This window comes from Actinoplanes sp. GCM10030250 (genome assembly GCF_042666575.1).
Lineage (GTDB): Bacteria > Actinomycetota > Actinomycetes > Mycobacteriales > Micromonosporaceae > Actinoplanes.
The window spans coordinates 1-17,506 of sequence record NZ_JBHTDO010000043.1 but is presented as its reverse complement, the minus strand read 5'-3'; the positions used below and the strand labels follow the sequence as shown (position 1 = coordinate 17,506).

The 17,506-nt window shown below is 69.8% G+C and carries 9 protein-coding genes; 8 read left to right on the top strand and 1 reads right to left on the bottom strand.

The features are described from left to right. Nucleotides 1-8 precede the first annotated feature (8 nt). The 4 genes from ACFQV6_RS37525 (at nucleotide 9) to ACFQV6_RS37510 (ending at nucleotide 9,190) form a co-directional block, all read left to right on the top strand. Nucleotides 9-1,679, top strand: a complete 1,671-nt coding sequence (locus tag ACFQV6_RS37525; RefSeq protein WP_378032453.1) for a multicopper oxidase family protein — start codon at nucleotides 9-11, stop codon at nucleotides 1,677-1,679. Continuing rightward, complete coding sequence (locus ACFQV6_RS37520) at nucleotides 1,679-2,428, top strand: hypothetical protein (protein WP_378032452.1); 750 nt, start codon at nucleotides 1,679-1,681, stop codon at nucleotides 2,426-2,428. The genes ACFQV6_RS37525 and ACFQV6_RS37520 overlap by 1 nt, the downstream gene beginning before the upstream one ends. 171 nt (nucleotides 2,429-2,599) lie before the next feature. After that, the gene (locus ACFQV6_RS37515; RefSeq protein WP_378032451.1) at nucleotides 2,600-7,993 is read left to right on the top strand and encodes a peroxidase family protein; all 5,394 of its coding nucleotides are present in this window, start codon (nucleotides 2,600-2,602) and stop codon (nucleotides 7,991-7,993) included. 372 nt (nucleotides 7,994-8,365) lie between these two features. Continuing rightward, a complete protein-coding gene (locus tag ACFQV6_RS37510) occupies nucleotides 8,366-9,190 on the top strand; it encodes a hypothetical protein (RefSeq protein ID WP_378032450.1) in 825 nt (274 codons plus the stop codon). 224 nt (nucleotides 9,191-9,414) lie between these two features. Here ACFQV6_RS37510 and ilvD read toward each other — a convergent pair whose 3' ends face one another. Then, nucleotides 9,415-11,262 (bottom strand): dihydroxy-acid dehydratase, encoded by a 1,848-nt coding sequence (ilvD, locus tag ACFQV6_RS37505; protein ID WP_378032449.1) that lies wholly within the window; start codon nucleotides 11,260-11,262, stop codon nucleotides 9,415-9,417. 102 nt (nucleotides 11,263-11,364) lie between these two features. Between ilvD and ACFQV6_RS37500 the strand changes: the two genes are divergently transcribed. The 4 genes from ACFQV6_RS37500 (at nucleotide 11,365) to ilvC (ending at nucleotide 17,334) form a co-directional block, all read left to right on the top strand. Next, nucleotides 11,365-13,785: a putative bifunctional diguanylate cyclase/phosphodiesterase gene (locus tag ACFQV6_RS37500; RefSeq protein ID WP_378032448.1), complete on the top strand. Its 2,421-nt coding sequence runs from the start codon at nucleotides 11,365-11,367 to the stop codon at nucleotides 13,783-13,785. Nucleotides 13,786-13,938: 153 nt separating this feature from the next. Continuing rightward, entirely contained in the window at nucleotides 13,939-15,768 is a 1,830-nt protein-coding gene (locus ACFQV6_RS37495) for an acetolactate synthase large subunit (RefSeq protein WP_378032447.1), read from the top strand. A 2-nt stretch (nucleotides 15,769-15,770) separates the two neighbouring features. Continuing rightward, complete coding sequence (gene ilvN / locus ACFQV6_RS37490; protein ID WP_378032446.1) at nucleotides 15,771-16,289, top strand: acetolactate synthase small subunit; 519 nt, start codon at nucleotides 15,771-15,773, stop codon at nucleotides 16,287-16,289. A 31-nt stretch (nucleotides 16,290-16,320) separates the two neighbouring features. Then, nucleotides 16,321-17,334 (top strand): ketol-acid reductoisomerase, encoded by a 1,014-nt coding sequence (gene ilvC / locus ACFQV6_RS37485; RefSeq protein WP_378032445.1) that lies wholly within the window; start codon nucleotides 16,321-16,323, stop codon nucleotides 17,332-17,334. Nucleotides 17,335-17,506: the final 172 nt, after the last annotated feature.

The window sequence follows — 17,506 nt, the reverse complement described above, 5'->3', positions numbered from 1 at the left end:
GGAGTTCGATGTCACGCGGGAGTCTGAACCGGCGCGATCTGCTCAAGGGTGCGCTTGCGCTCGGCGGTGGTGGCCTGATCGTGGCGGCCGCCGGTGGCGCTGTCGTCGCGAAGTCGAGCAAGCTGAGCTCGAAGAACACACCGGCGCCGTACACGAACATGTTCCGACGACCACCGGTGCTCACGCCGGTCGAGGAGGGCGTCGACGAGAAGGGCCCGTTCCAGAAGTACCGGCTCACCCAGAAGGCCGGCAAGGCCAGCATCCTGCCCGGCCTGACCACGATGATCGCCGGTTACAACGGGATCTTCCCGGGACCGACCATCCGGGTGCCGCGGGGTACCCGCTCCGAGGTCCGGATCGCCAACGCGCTCACCGTGAACCGGCTCAACGGGCAGCCGTTCCACACCGTCACGCACCTGCACGGTTCGGCGTCGCTGCCGCAGTACGACGGTTACGCGAACGACCACACCGGTCCCGCGCAGTGCAAGGTCTACCGCTACCCGAACTGGCAGCAGGCCCGCACGCTCTGGTACCACGACCACAACCACCGGACCACGGCGGAGAACGCGTACGTCGGCCTGGCGGGCATGTACCACCTGACCGACGAGTACGAGCAGGCCCAGCTGCCGCAGGGCGAGTACGACGTCCCGATCGTCGTCAACGACGTGGCCTTCAAGTCCGACGGGTCGGTCGACTTCGACGACGACTCGCACGAGGGCTTCATGGGCGACGTGATCCTGGTGAACGGCGTGCCGTGGCCGAAGATGCGGGTCAAGCCGCGGGTCTACCGGTTCCGGATACTGGTCTCGTCGGTCTCCCGCTCGTACCGGTGGCAGCTGAGCACCGGCGACCCGTTCCACGTGGTCGCCACCGACGGGGGCATGACGCCGAAGGTCGCCGCGGTGACCACCTTCCGGCACAGCCCCGCCGAGCGGTACGAGGTGCTGATCGACTTCCGGAAGTACAGAGCCGGCCAGAAGGTCGAGCTGCGGAACCTGAGCAACAAGAACAACGAGGACTTCAAGAACACCGACAAGGTGATGCAGTTCGAGGTGGTCGCGGACTCGGGAGCACCGGACACCTACCAGATCCCGTCGACGCTCGACGCCGGGCCGGTGCCGTGGGCCAACCGGGGGGCGATCGACGTGATGAAGCTCAAGCCCGAGATGGCGAAGGCCCGGCGCACCGTACGCGTGGAGCGCAAACACGGCCTCTGGACGGTCAACGGCGAGACCTGGGACGACGTCGAGCGCACCGGTTTCCGCCGGGTCCTGGGCAACCCGAAGCCGTACGACGTGGAGATCTGGGACCTGGTCAACGAGTCGGGCGGCTGGTTCCACCCGGTGCACATCCACCTGATCGACGGCATGGTGCTCTCCCGGAACAACACCTCCGGCAACAAGCCGTACGCCTGGGAGAACGGCCCGAAGGACGTGTTCTACCTCGGCGAGAACGAGACCGCCTCGGTGATCATGCAGTTCAACACCGGCGACGGCAACGACGGCGGCCGGTACATGGTGCACTGCCACAACCTGGTGCACGAGGACAACGACATGATGATCCAGTTCGCGGTCGGCGACTCGGCCGTCAACGACCCGATCACCTCGGACCCCGCCTACGCCGACGACCAGCCGGAAGAGCCGGTGGCCTACGGCCCGAGCCGCCCGCTGGGCACCTGATGCGGGTTCAGCGCCCGGCCCTGCTGGCGCTCGCCCTGCTGCTGATCGTCACCGGGTCGGTGGCCCGGCTCGGCGGCTGGTTCGACACCCCGGTGCTCGCCGCCGAGGCGGTGACCGGTGACGCCGGTGACGAACTGGCCACCACCTCGTTCGACGGCCCACTGGTGCGCAAGCGCACCGCGATCGCGGTCCACCCGGTCACCGGCGCCGACCGCGTGCGGATCGCCCGTGACCTGCGCGCCGCCGCGGTGCGGGAGAACGTCGGCGAGCTGACCGACGCGACGTTCGCGGTGTTCAGCGGGGCGCTGCTGGAGTATCTGGTGCCGGAGCTGACGCTGGTGCTGCCGGAGGGCGTCTCGGCCCGCCACGGTGAGGCTTTCATGCGCGACCACCGCCCGGACAGCGTCGGGTTCTACGTGGTGGAGCCGGTGCTGGTGCACGACCTCACCTTCGCGGTGCTGCCCGCCGCCGGGATCAGCCCGGCGACCGTTCAGGAACGGGTGGACGCCGAGGGTGTGCTGGCGGACTCGCTGAACCGGTACCGGACCACGGTGCAGCCGGCCGGCCTGACGATCCAATACTTCGGTGCGGTGCTCAGCGACGGGCAGATCGGCGCGGTGCGGGCGTCGATCGGGCGAGCCGCCGGGGTGGCAGCGGACCGTGTGCTGGTGGAGGCGACCCAGCCAGGTCCGGGCGTCGATCTCTCGAACGGCGTACCCGATCTGGTGGAGAGGCCGCACGGCCACTGACCGCAACTCTTTCTCAAGGCCCGGCCGGGATATCCGGCCGGGCCTCCGCGTTTCTCCAGGTCGGCGCGGGCCGGCCTTCAGGAAGCTTTCAGCCGGACCAAACCCATGGATCCCAACATGTACGGAATACCCGCCCTATTCGGGCAACCCGACTCCGTTGGTGAGGTCCCCTTGCGCAGACCCTGGCTGTTCGCCGCGCTGCTCGCGACCGCGGCTTTCGCCGTGCCGGCACCCGCCCAAGCCGCTCCCATCGGCCAGGGTTTCACCATCACCCAGGCCGACCTGTCCTACATCCTCAAGCAGATCAAGATCGCCGAGGCGCACACGGCCGCGACGACGAGCGAGACCGGCCCCTGCGGTGCGCTGCTCGGCACCGGACCGGACCAGCTCGCCAGCCCGCTGCTCTCGATGGGCCTGCGCACGGTCGACGGGACCTGCAACCACCTGACTCCGGGCGAGGAGAGGTACGGCGCGGCCGACCAGCTCTTCCCGCGCCTCGTCCCGGCCCAGCTCCCCGCCGCCTACGCCGGCGACAGCCCGATGGTCCGCGACGACGAGCCCCGGCTGATCAGCAACCTGATCACCGACCAGACCGCTGCCAACCCGGCGGCGGTCGCGGCGTCCACCGGCCGCACCGACGGCGGCACGCTGTTCATCCCGAACGTGACCACCGACTTCGGCCTCTCGGCGCCCTACAACTCGTGGTTCACGCTCTTCGGGCAGTTCTTCGACCACGGCATCGACCAGACGGTCAAGGGCAACACCATGGTCGTCGTGCCGCTGCGCGCCGACGACCCGCTGGTGGCCGGCCCGGACCGGACCCCGGGCAACGCCGACGACCCCCGCCCCGGCGACACCGAGTACGTGCCGCCGTCGATGCGGTTCATGGCTCTGACCCGGGCGGCGACGACCGCGAACGGCGGGCGGGAGGCCACCAACACCGACACGCCGTACGCCGACAACTCACAGACCTACACCTCGCACGCCGCACACCAGGTCTTCCTCCGGGAGTACGACGAGCAGGCACACACCACCGGCCGGCTCCTCGACGCGCCCGCCGGTGGCCTGCCCACCTGGGCCGACGTGCAGCGGCAGGCGAGCGGTGTGCTCGGGCTGAAGCTCACCGACCTCGACGCGCTGAACGTGCCGATGGTGCTGGCCGACGCGTACGGTGCCTTCGTACCCGGACCCGCCCGCGGGCTGCCCCAGTACGTGACGGCGACCGGCCTCGTCGAGGGCGACCGCGCCAACCCGGTGCCGGTGCCCGCGAACGTGGTCCACTTCGACACCCCGTTCCTCACCGACATCGCGCACCACGCCAACCCGCTCGACTCCCGGGGCGCCCCGCTGCTCCCCGACGCCGACGCTGCCGCCAGTGCCGACTTCGCGGCGCAGCCGGCCGGCACCTACGACGACGAGATGCTCGCCGCCCACTACATCGCCGGTGACGGCCGGGCCAACGAGAACATCGGCCTGACCGCCGTGCACCACGTGTTCCACTCCGAGCACAACCGGCTGATCTCCGACATCTCGCTCAAGGTGGGCATCGATCCGGAGTGGACGGGCGAGCGGCTCTTCCAGGCCGCCAAGTTCATCAACGAGATGGAGTACCAGCACCTGGTCTTCGAGGAGTTCGCCCGCAAGATCTCGCCGGCGATCAACCCGTTCCAGCCGTTCGCGTTCACCCAGACCGAGCTGAACCCGGCCGTCTACGCCGAGTTCGCGCACGCCGTCTACCGGTTCGGGCACTCGATGCTGACCGAATCCATCACCCGGACCGCCGCCGACGGCACCACCGAGACGGTGCCGCTGCTCGACGGCTTCCTGAACCCGCCGGCCTTCACCAAGGGCGGCACCCTCTCGCCGGAGGAGGCCGCCGGATCGGTCGTCCGGGGCATGTCCGAGCAGGTCGGCAACGAGATCGACGAGTTCATGACGGACACCCTGCGCAACAATTTGCTCGGTTTGCCGATGGACCTCGCGGCGGTCAACATCGCGCGGGGGAGGTCGGAGGGCGTACCGACGCTCAACAACTTCCGCCGGGCGCTGTACGAGCGGACGAACGACGGGCGGCTTCAGCCGTACGTCAGCTGGATCGACTTCGGGGAGCACCTGAAGCATCCGGAATCGCTGGTGAACTTCGTGGCGGCGTACGGCAAGCACCCGTCCCTCGTGGCCGCCCCGACTGTTGCCGCGAAGCGCACCGCCGCCGCTGAGCTGCTGGAATCGCCCGCGGCCGCGGACTTCCTCAACGCCACCGGCACCTGGACCACGGCGACGTCCGGCCTGGACGGGATCGACCTCTGGATCGGTGGCCTCGCCGAGACCACCGACCCGTTCGGCGGCCTGCTCGGCACCACCTTCGACTACGTCTTCGAGAGCCAGCTGACCAGCCTCCAGAACGGGGACCGGTTCTACTACCTGGCGCGTACCACCGGCATGAACCTGCGCAGCCAGCTCGAGGGCAACTCGTTCGCCGAGCTGATCGGGCGCAACACCAGCGCCGACGGCCTGCGCGCCGACACGTTCGCCACCTCCGACTGCAAGTTCAACCTGGCGGCGCTGAACGGCACCGAGGCCGGCTACGACAGGTACGGCAACCGCGTCGACGACGACCCGGCCACCGAGTGCGACGAGACGCTGCTCCTGCTGCGCCGGCCGGACGGCACTATCGCCTACCGGGCCCGCAACAGCGTCGACCAGCCCGGCATGAACGCCCAGTCCGTCTACGCCGGAACCGAGGACCGCGACCTGCTCGTCGCCGGCAACGACAACGACACGGTCTGGGGCGCCGAGGGCGACGACGTGCTCGAGGGCGGCGCCGGCGACGACGTCACCATCGGCGGCGAGGGCGACGACATCCTCACCGACTCCGGCGGCGCCGACTTCCTCAAGGGTGGCCCCGGCCACGACGCGCTCGACGGCGGCCCCGGCCTGGACGTCGTCCTCGGCGGCGACGGCGACGACTTCACCGGCGGCGGCGCCAACGCCGGCGACACGTTCGGCGGCGAGGGCGACGACAAGATCTTCGCCGGTGACGGTGAGGACGCCGCGTGGGGCGACTCCGGCGACGACTGGATGGAGGGCGGCGACTCGCCCGACCTGCTCCAGGGCGACAGCGGCAACCTCTTCTTCCTCGACGACTCCAACAAGCCCGGCCACGACGTGCTGATCGGGCAGGGCGGCGACGACGACTACGACATGGAGGGCGGCGACGACATCGGCGTCCAGGGCCCCGGCATCGAGAAGAACGCCGGCGGCTCCGGATACGACTGGTCGATCGCGGGCGACTCCGGTGCGATCGACGCCGACCTGGACCTGCCGCTTCTCCCGCTCGACCAGCTCCAGATCGGCGTCCGCGACCGGTACAACGAGGTGGAGGCCCTGTCCGGCGGCGACTCCGACGACAAGCTCCACGGCGACGACCTGACCCCGTCCACCGGCGGTGCCCTCGGGTGTGACGCGCTGGACGCCGCGGGCATCGCCCGGATCCAGGGCCTCGATCAGGTGGTCACCGAGCTGCCCACGCCGGTCGGCGCGGTCGCCAACCAGACCGGGCGCGCGTGTGACCTCGCCGGCAACGTCTGGGGCGAGGGCAACATCCTGCTGGGTGGCGGCGGCAGCGACCTGCTCCAGGGCCGCGGCGGCAACGACATCCTCGACGGCGACCGTTACCTCACCGTGCGCCTGGCGGTTCGTGACGGGCGCTTCGCCGGGACCATGGCTGAGCTGCGCGCGGACGTTTTCGCCGGCAAGATCAAGCCCGGAGACATCTTTCTTGTACGGGAGATCCGAACGTCGACGTCGGCTGCTACGGACAGCGCTGTCTTCAGTGGACTGCGCAGTGCGTACGCCGTCACGCCGATCACCGGCGGAGTGCTGGTCTCCGGACCGGACGGCAACGACGTCGTCCGCAACGTGGAGCTGCTCCAGTTCGACGACGAGACGGTGGACGTCAGCGGGTTGCAGGCGTTCCTCGGGGTGACCGCGTTCGCCGGTGACGGCCAGGCGACGGTGCTGCTCACCGTGCCCGAGGCGACCGGGGGAGACCCGATCACCGGGTTCACGCTGGAGCGGACCGGCGGTGCGGCGGCGGTGACGACGGAACTGCCGGCGGACAGCCGCAGTGTGGTGGTGTCCGGGCTGGTCAACGGCACGGGCTACACGTTCCGGGTGCGGGCGAACACGGCCGCGGGCGCGGGGATGTTCACGGCGCCGTTCGGGCCGGTCACGCCGGTCGCGCCGGTGCCGGGCGACGACGACCCGGCCGAGCCGGACGACGATCCCGTTCCCGGCCCGGTTCCCACTACGCCGGTTCCCACTCCTACCACGCCTGTTCCGACTACGCCTGCTCCGACTACGCCCGTTCCCACCCCTCCGGTGCCCACTGTGGAGCCGACTCGGCCTGTGACGCCAGTTGCGCCGGATGCGCCGGTGATCGGGCTGGCGACGGCTGGTGATGAGAGTGCCGTGGTGCGGTGGGCGGCGCCCGGATACAACGGGGGCAGCGCGGTTTACGGCTATGAGGTGCAGGTACTCGACGATGAGACGGGCATCGTGGTCGGCGTTGACGTGGCAGCACCTGAGGCCACCGAGATGACGATGACGGGTCTGACGAACGGGTTGCCCTACGCGTTCTGGGTCCGTGCGGTCAACGCGGCCGGTGCGAGCGAGTATTCGGCGATCTCGAACACGATCACTCCCGCCCCGGCCAGGAACCCGGGCCCGACCGCATCGCCTACCCTGTCCGCTTCCCCCACGGTTTCCGCCTCGCCCACTGTTTCAAGTGGACCGGGTGGACCGGGTGGACCGGGTGGTCCTGGCGGTGGCCCCACGTCCAGCCCCACGTCCGGACCGACGGGTGGACCGACTGGTGGGCCGACCGCGGGGCCGACGCCGACGCAGCCGGGTAACGGTGGCACGGCTGGGCCGACGCCGCCGGGCGATACCCGTACCGTGCCTGGCTCTGCCCGGATCGGAATGCCGGCGGCGGGCAACGGCCTGGCTGTGGTTCGCTGGACCGCCCCGGCCGGCAACGGGCGATCGCCGATCCTCCGCTACGAGATCCTGGTGATCGACGCCAAGAACCGGCAGGTCGGCGTGGTCCGGACGGCGGGAGCGGCAGCTTCGGTACGCACTGTCACCGGCCTGGCGAACGGAACTCCCTACCGGTTCCGGGTCCGCGCGGTCAACGCCGTCGGCGCCGGAGCCTGGTCCGGGGTGAGCAGCGTGGTGACGCCGCGCACCGTACCCGGTAAGGCCCGCTCCCTGACCGCCAAGCCCGGCCCCACCGGTGGTGCGGTCACCGCCACCGCCCGCTGGACACCCCCGTCGGCAACCGGCGGTACGAAGATCACCGGATACCGCGTCACCTACCAGCGCCTGACCCCCAAGGGCGACGGCCGTGGCGCCCCCATCGTGATCATCGTGTCCGCCTCGGCCCGCGCGGCGACGCTCACAGCACCGCGCGGGGTGACCGCCGGTACCCGCTATCGGATCACCGTCCAACCGGTCAACGCGGCCGGCTCCGGAACCGGGAGCGGGGTGACCACCAGCGTTCGCTGACCGCTTCTGATCGCAGGCGCCGCCATCCTCCACACCGGAGGGTGGCGGCGCTGTTCCCGGTTGCGGTTCCTGCCTACGCTGAAGGCCGGTGGACATCAGGCTCGGAAGGGCTGGCCGACGATGGCGCATCCGAAGAAGCGTTCCCGTCCACACCTCGCTACGACCAGCACACACAGTGAGCCCTCGCGCTCGCCGCAGGTCCCGCCCTCTTCCACCCCTCCCGCTCCGCCCGGCCCCAGTGCCGAGCCCGGCGCTGCCCCTGCTTCGGCTGCTGCGAGCGCACCGGCTGCTGCTGCGAGTGCGCCCGCCCCTGCGAGCGCGCCCGCCGCTGTCACCCGGATCAGCACACGCGAGCTGCTCGCCGTCGGATCCGTGCTGCTCCTGCTGCTGTTCCTCATCAAGATCTACGGCGTGGGCAGGTACTCGCTGACCACCACGACCGCTCTGCTCGCCGCGACCCCGTTCCAGGTGGCCCTCGGCACCGTGACCATCTACGCCTACTACGTGCTGCCGGCAGTGGCGCTCGGCACGGTCTGGTTCGCCATCCGATATCGCGAGCGCGTCCAGCCCGCCCTGTGGCCGCTGATCATCATCGTGGTGGTGGTGACCGCCCTGGCCTCCCCGTACAAATATCTGCTCCGCGGCCTGGCCGTCATCCTGCTGGCCCTCTGCGCCGAACTGGTGATCCGCTGGTTCCGCCGCCGCTGGGAACACTCCCCGTCGGAACTCCACGTCCGCCGCCGCCGAACCCTCGCCGGCTGGCAGGGACTCTCCGTCGTCTACTTCGGCGCCGCCGCCCTGTCGTTCCAGTTCATGCACAGCCTCGACGCACCGTGGGTCTCCGCACAGGCGTTCCTCCTGAACAGCGCCGCGGTCCCCGCCACCCAGCAGATGACCGTCGACGCCAACCGCCTGCGCGTGGTCCCGGAGACCCGCTTCGTCGGCTACCCGATAGCCGAGACCGAGGAGTGGCTGACCGTCCTGCACGCCGACACGCGCTACGTCATGCGGATACCGCAGTCCGCCGTCGACACCCGTTTGACCTGCCACAACGAGGACGACCAGCTGGCCGGCGACCACCCTCTGCTGGAGGCGCTCCAGGGCAACCCGTACAACTCGCCGAACCTGGACTGCCGCAAGGTCCTCACCTACCTCGAACGCAAATCCCCCGGCCAGCCCCTACCCACCCTCAACTGACCACCCACCCGAACCGCTCGGTGCGCACTTACCCACGCTGCGGGGTGAGGGTGACCAGACGCTTCAGCCCGGAAGTGGCGCTGCGGCCTGGAGCGGGCAGCTAGGTCGCTACGCGATGGCAGGACTTTCCGTCGGTCGTACAAGAAAAGGATGAAGGTCCGGCAGGCAAGCCAGCCGGACCTTCAGACGTAGCGATGAAACACCTCGCCGTATGTGAATTGGTGTTACTCCGGGACTCGGCGGTAGGCGCCGTCGCTGGCGCTGGTGGCCATGGAGGCGTAGGCGCGCAGGGCCGCCGAGACCGGGCGCTGGCGGGAGACCGGGGTGTAGGGCTTTGCGCGGCGTTCCTGGTCGTGGCGGCGCTGGGCGAGGACGTCGTCGTGGACGTTGAGGGTGATGGTGCGGCCGGGGATGTCGATGGTGATCTCGTCGCCGGTTTCGACGAGGGCGATCAGGCCGCCGGATCCGGCTTCGGGGGAGACGTGGCCGATGGAGAGGCCGCTGGTGCCGCCGGAGAAGCGGCCGTCGGTGATCAGGGCGCAGGCTTTGCCGAGGCCGCGGCCCTTCAGGAACGAGGTCGGGTAGAGCATTTCCTGCATGCCGGGGCCGCCGCGCGGGCCCTCGTAGCGGATCACCACGACGTCGCCCTCGACGACCTCCTTGCCGAGGATGCCGGTGACGGCGTCGTCCTGCGACTCGTAGACGCGGGCCGGGCCGGTGAACTTCCAGATCGACTCGTCGACGCCGGCGGTCTTGACGACGCAGCCGTCGGGGGCGAGGTTGCCGAAGAGGATGGCCAGGCCGCCGTCGACCGTGTAGGCGTGCTCGACGGAGCGGATGCAGCCGCCCTCGGCGTCGGTGTCGAGCGTGGCCCAGCGGTTCTGCGTGGAGAACGGCTGGGTGGTGCGGACGCCGCCGGGAGCGGCGTGGAACAGCTCCAGCGCCTCCGGTGAGGGCGATCCGCCGCGGATGTCCCACTTGTCGAGCCAGGTGGAAAGTGACGGTGAGTGCACGGAGCGGACGTTCTCCCGGAGGGCGCCGCCGCGGTGCAGCTCGCCCATCAGGGCCGGGATGCCGCCGGCCCGGTGCACGTCCTCCATGTGGTATTTCGGGCTGTTCGGCGCGACCTTCGACAGGCAGGGCACCCGGCGGGAGACGGCGTCGATGTCGGAGACGCTGAAGTCGAGCTCGGCCTCGCGGGCCGCGGCGAGCAGGTGCAGCACCGTGTTGGTGGAGCCGCCCATCGCCACGTCCAGGGCGACGGCGTTCTCGAAGGCGTCGCGGCTGGCGATCGAGCGGGGCAGGACCGACTCGTCGTCCTTCTCGTAGTACTCCTTGGCGATCTCCACGATCAGCCGGCCGGCCTCGGTGAAGAGGGCCTTGCGGGAGGCGTGCGTGGCCAGCGTCGAGCCGTTGCCGGGCAACGACAGGCCGATCGCCTCGGTCAGGCAGTTCATCGAGTTGGCGGTGAACATGCCGGAGCACGAGCCGCAGGTCGGGCACGCCGACCGCTCGATGGTGTCGAGCTGGGCGTCGGTGACGTTGTCGTTGGCCGCGGCGCTCATCGCGTCGACCAGGTCGAGTTTCTCGTGCACGATGCCCTCGATGGCGATCGTCTTGCCGGCCTCCATCGGGCCGCCGGAGACGAAGACCGTCGGGATGTTGAGCCGCAGGGCGGCGATCAGCATGCCAGGAGTGATCTTGTCGCAGTTCGAGATGCAGACTAGGGCGTCGGCGCAGTGGGCGTTGACCATGTACTCCACGGCGTCGGCGATCAGCTCGCGACTGGGCAGGGAGTAGAGCATGCCGCCGTGGCCCATGGCGATGCCGTCGTCGACCGCGATGGTGTTGAACTCGCGCCCGACGCCGCCGGCCTCGGCTATCGACTCGGCGACGAGGCCGCCCATGTCCTTGAGGTGCACGTGCCCCGGTACGAACTGGGTGTAGCTGTTGGCGATCGCGACGATCGGCTTGCCGAAGTCGTCGTCGGTCATGCCGGTGGCGCGCCACAGGGCGCGAGCGCCGGCCATGGTGCGGCCGTGTGTGGAGGTCCGGGAGCGCAGCTCAGGCATGCCACCCATACTGCCACTGCCATCGCCCCGCACCACGGCAGACGTCCACAGCGCGGGACGGCGGGGGGTGCGGAAACGCCGAAGATCCGGCAAAGTGTGTCCGTGCATTCACCGTCCGGATTGGAGCAGGCCGGTCTGGCATGTCTGCTGGCCGCCGTTCCGGCAGTGGCATATCTCGGTCAGTCGGGGCGCCGGCACACCGGACTGGCCCGCCGGGCGCACCTGCTGCTCGCCGCCGGCGGGGCATTGACGACCGCGGCCGCGCTCGCGGCGCTGGCCAGCGCGCTGCTGACCGGTCACCACGCCGCGCCCGGAAGCACCCGGACGCTCGCCACGATGGTGGCGATCGGCATGGGTATCGGCACGCTCACCCTGCTGGCCGGGACCGTGGCGCTGCCCGGCGCCACCCGGGGCCCCGCCGCGGCGGTCCGGCACGTGCTGGACGGCCTGGTGATCGCGGCGGCGATCTGGTTCGTCGGCTGGGTGCTGATCGCCGAGCCGACGAGCATCCTCGGCGACGCCACGCCGTACCCGTGTGCGGCGATCCTGATCCCGGCGGTGCTCGGCGTGCTGGCGCTCGGGCTGACCGCGGTGCTGGCCCTGCACGCGCACCGGCCCCGGCGTAACACCGTCCGGGTGAGCTCCGGGGTGAGCCTCGTCTCGATCTCCGCGGCCCTGCTCTCCACCGGCATCTGCCAGCAGGACAGCAAGTTCGCCCTGCTCAGCGTGTTGCTCCTGACCGCGGGTCTGTTCCTCGTGGCGTATGCGGTACGTGCCGCCGACCGTCCCGTCCGCATCAGCGGCGACGTGCTGGAGCGCGGCGGTGGCTACGTGGTGGTGCCGATGCTCGCCATCCTGGCGGCGCTCGGTTATCACCTGGCCATCGGCGGTCAGATGGACGCGTACGGCTATTTCGGCATCAGCGTCGAGGGACTCGCCCTGGTGGCCCGGCAGTACCTGGCTCTCGACGACGTGCAGCGCTACACGGTGCAGCTTCGCCAGCGCGAGTCGCACTTCCGCGAGCTGGCGCACACCGACCCGCTGACCGGCCTGGCGAACCGGCGCGGCCTGATGCGGGCCCTGCGGGAGTCCACCGAGAACACGGCCGGCGGCGAGTCGGCCGCCCTGCTCGGCATCGACACCGGCAACGCGGCCGGCGGCGGGACCGCAGCGCTCCTCGGCATCGACATGGACGGCTTCAAGGTCGTCAACGACATGCGCGGGCACGACGTCGGTGACGCCGTGCTGGCGGAGGTCGGCTCCCGGCTGCGGCGCAACCTGCTGGCGGGCGACGTGGCGGCCCGGCTCGGCGGTGACGAGTTCGCGGTGCTGATGCGCGGCGACGCGGACGAGGCGGTGCTCGCGGCGCACCGGCTGCTGGCGGTGCTGGGCGAGCCGTACGAGGTGGACGGCGGCCCGATCTTCCTGTCCGCGAGCGTGGGCGTGGCCGACACCGGTGAGCTGCTGCACGACGCCGACCTGGCCCTGCGCTACGCGAAGCAGCGCGGCAAGAACCGGGTGGAGCGCTACCAGGCGGGATACGACGAGTTGCTCCGCCGCCGCGGCACCCTGCAGGGCGAGCTCCGGCACGCGATCGCCCGCGAGCAGCTGCGCCTGGTGTTCCAGCCGGTGGTGGCGCTGCCGTCGATGCGGCCGGTCGGCGCCGAGGCGCTGCTGCGGTGGACCCATCCGGAGCTGGGAGCGGTCCGGCCGGACGAGTTCATCCCGGTCGCCGAGGAGTCCGGCCTGATCAACCGGATCGGCGCGTGGGTTCTGGAGCAGGCGTGCAAGCAGCTCGCGGAATGGCTGGCGAAGGGGCACGACGTCTGGGTCTCGGTGAACCTGTCGCCCAAGGAGCTGCACAACTCCGACTACGCGGGGCAGGTCGCCGACGTGCTCGCGGAGTACGGCGTACCGCCCCAGCGCCTGGTGCTGGAGGTGACCGAGCACGCGGTCGCCACCGACATGGAGGAGCTGGTGCGCCGCCTCGCCGAGCTGCGGGGGACCGGGGTGCGGATCGCGCTCGACGACTTCGGCGCGGGGTACTCCTCCCTGACCCAGCTGCGCACACTTCCGGTGGACATCCTCAAGATCGATCACGCGCTGGTGGCGGAGCCGGAGTCGCGTACCGGTACGGCCGCACCGCTTGTCGACGTGGTGGTCCGGCTGGGTCACCGGCTCGGGCTGGAGGTGCTCGCCGAGGGCATCGGCACACCCGCGCAGCGCGAGATCGTCGAGGAGGCCGGCTGCCGGCTGGGGCAGGGCTCGCTGTTCGGCTGGGGAGTGCCCGCCGAGCACTTCGAGTCGCGCCTGCGGACCCTGCGCCCGGGCGGCCCGCGACCGCTCCCGGCGCCCCGGTCCACCCCGCCGAGTGACGCACCGGCCCGGAGCCAGGTCATCCGCCTCGGACCGGGAATGCGGCAGGTCAGAGCCCTTCTGCCGAGCGATCCTGACTTCGCCGGAGCGCGCGGTGATCAAAATGTGGGATCAGTTGACTCAGGCCGTGAGATGGGGCAAGGTTAGCCGCATGTGCTTCCAGTCCCGAGTACTTATCTGAGCGCACTCTCCTGAGACAAGGAGGGTGCGCTAGGTCCCGTGCTATGCACGAGGGCCTTTTTTGTTGCTCAGAAGTTGCTCATCGACTGGACCGACCAACCCGAAAAGGTCTGAACTGCCATGACTAGACCCACTCCCGAATCTCTCGCCCAACGGGCCACTCCCGCCACCGTCGCCGCGGCCGTGAACACCGGTCCCGTCACGGTGGCCCCGGTAGCCACCACCGGCGCCGGCGCGCTCGTCCGGTCGCTCGAGTCGCTCGGGGTTGAGGTCGCCTTCGGCATTCCGGGCGGGGCGATCCTCCCGGCGTACGACCCGCTCTTCGACTCGAAGGTGCGGCACATCCTGGTCCGCCACGAGCAGGGTGCCGGTCACGCCGCCACCGGGTACGCGCAGGCCACCGGCAATGTCGGTGTCTGCATCGCGACGAGCGGGCCGGGTGCGACGAACCTCGTCACGCCGATCGCCGACGCATACATGGACTCGGTGCCGATCGTCGCGATCACCGGGCAGGTCGGCCGGCCGTACATCGGCACGGACGCCTTCCAGGAGGCGGACATCCAGGGCATCACCCTGCCGATCACGAAGCACAACTTCCTGGTCCAGAGCCCGGAGGAGCTGCCCCGGATCCTGGCCGAGGCGTTCCACCTGGCGGCCACCGGCCGGCCCGGCCCGGTCCTCGTCGACATCCCGAAGGACGTGCTGCAGGCGCAGACCATGTTCTCCTGGCCGCCGACGCTGGACCTGCCCGGTTACCGCCCGACGCTGCACCCGCACGGCAAGCAGATCCGCGAGGCGGCCCGGCTGATCGCCGGCGCCAAGCGCCCGGTGCTCTACGTGGGCGGCGGTGTCCTGAAGGCCGGCGCCACCGACGGGCTGCGCAAGCTCGCCGAGCTGACCGGCATCCCGGTGGTCACCACGCTGATGGGCCTCGGCGCGTTCCCCGACTCGCACCCGCAGCACCTGGGCATGCCCGGCATGCACGGCACCGTTCCCGCGGTGTACGCGATGCAGAAGTCGGACCTGCTGGTCACCCTCGGCGCCCGTTTCGACGACCGGGTCACCGGAAAGCTGGACTCGTTCGCGCCGGACGCCAAGGTGGTGCACGCCGACATCGACCCGGCCGAGATCGGCAAGAACCGGCACGCCGACGTCCCGATCGTCGGTGACGCCCGGCACGTGATCGACGAGCTGATCGCCGCGGTCTCCGCCACATCGGGCGGCACCGAGCAGTACGCGTCCTGGTGGGCGACGCTGAACGACATCCGCGAGCGTTACCCGCTGGGTTACGAGGAGCCGACCGACGGCACCCTGGCACCGCAGTACGTGATCGAGCGGATCGGCGAGCTGGTCGGCCCGGACGCCATCTACGTCGCGGGTGTCGGCCAGCACCAGATGTGGGCGTCCCAGTTCATCAGGTACGAGAAGCCGGGCACCTGGCTGAACTCGGGCGGCGCCGGAACCATGGGCTACGCCGTTCCGGCCGCGATGGGCGCCAAGGTCGCGCAGCCGGACACGCAGGTCTGGGCGATCGACGGTGACGGCTGCTTCCAGATGACCAACCAGGAGCTGGCCACCTGCGCGCTGGAGGGCATCCCGATCAAGGTCGCCGTCATCAACAACGGCAACCTGGGCATGGTCCGGCAGTGGCAGACCCTGTTCTACGAAGGTCGCTACTCCAACACCGAGTTGGGCACGCACAAGCACCGCATCCCGGACTTCGTGAAGCTGGCCGAGGCGCTCGGCTGCATCGGCCTGCGCTGCGAGTCGAAGGACGACGTCGACAAGATCATCAAGCAGGCCATGGAGATCAACGACGCTCCGGTGGTCATCGACTTCACCGTCGGCAAGGACGCGATGGTCTGGCCGATGGTCGCGGCCGGCACCAGCAACGACGAGATCATGTTCGCGCGGGACGTGCGTCCCACCTTCGAAGAGGACGACCTGTAGCCATGACGAACAAGCACACGCTCAGCGTGCTGGTGGAGAACAAGCCCGGTGTCCTGGCCCGGGTGAGCGGCCTGTTCTCCCGCCGCAGCTTCAACATCGACTCCCTGGCGGTGGGCGAGACGGAGAACCCGGACGTCTCCCGCATCACGATCGTGGTCAACGCCGACTCCTCCCCTCTGGAGCAGGTCACCAAGCAGCTCAACAAGCTGGTGAACGTCCTGAAGATCGTGGAGCTGGACCCGACCCAGTCGGTTCAGCGTGAGCTCCTGCTGGTCAAGGTGCGTGCCGATCGGGCGCAGCGCGGCCAGGTGCTCGAGACCGTCGAGCTGTTCCGGGCCCGGGTGATCGACGTCGCCCCGGACACCCTGACGATCGAGGCCACCGGTAATCCCGACAAACTGGATGCGCTACTGCGCGATCTTGAGCCGTACGGCATCAAGGAGATGGTCCAGTCGGGACTCGTGGCCATCGGCCGCGGCTCTCGCTCCATCACCACCGGCCCCGCGCTCCGCGCCGCTTAGTTTTCACCAGACCGAAGAGAAGAAGGAAGTCATGACCGCGGAAGTGTTCTACGACGACGACGCCGACCTGTCCATCATCCAGGGACGCAAGGTCGCCGTCATCGGCTACGGCAGCCAGGGCCACGCGCACTCGCTGTCGCTGCGCGACTCGGGCGTCGACGTGGTGGTCGGCCTGCAGGAGGGCTCGAAGAGCCGCCCCAAGGCCGAGGAGCAGGGCCTCACCGTGAAGACGCCGGCCGAGGCCGCCGCCTGGGCTGACGTGATCATGGTGCTAGCGCCGGACACCGCGCAGCGCAAGATCTACACCGAGTCGATCGCACCGAACCTGACCGCGGGCAAGGCGCTCTTCTTCGGCCACGGCCTGAACATCCGCTTCGAGCTGATCAAGCCGCCGGCGGACGTCGACGTGGCGATGGTCGCCCCGAAGGGCCCGGGCCACCTGGTCCGCCGCCAGTACGTGGACGGCAAGGGCGTGCCCGCCCTGATCGCTGTCGAGCAGGACCCCTCCGGTGGCGCCCAGGCGCTCGCCCTGTCCTACGCGAAGGCGATCGGCGGCACCCGGGCCGGCGTCATCAAGACGACGTTCAAGGAGGAGACCGAAACTGATCTCTTCGGCGAGCAGGCAGTGCTCTGCGGCGGCACCGCGGCGCTGGTGCAGACCGGCTTCGAGGTGCTCACCGAGGCCGGTTACGCCCCGGAGATCGCCTACTTCGAGTGTCTTCACGAGCTCAAGCTGATCGTCGACCTGATGTACGAGGGCGGCATCTCCCGGATGCGCTACAGCGTCTCGGACACCGCCGAGTTCGGCGACTACGTCTCCGGCCCGCGCGTGATCAACGCGTCGGTCAAGGAGGAGATGCAGCGGATCCTCGGCGACATCCAGTCCGGCGAGTTCACCCGCCGCCTGATCGCGGACGACGAGAACGGTGGCGCGGACCTCAAGAAGTACCGCGAGCAGGGCGCCGAGCACCCGATCGAGATCACCGGCAAGAAGCTGCGCGGCATGATGAGCTGGGTCGACCGCCCCATCACCGAAACAGCGTGATTTTTCGTTCTTGGTAAGAAGTGCCCGGCTTTCTGGTCGGGCACTTCTTTTTTCACGAACAAGATCAAGTTCATGTCGTAGCCGGGTGGTGGGTGCGGACCGCTGCTCATTGGTGGAGCCTTGTTGTTGCCCGGCCCGTAGGGTCGGGTGGCATCTGGGCCGTCGGGTCACC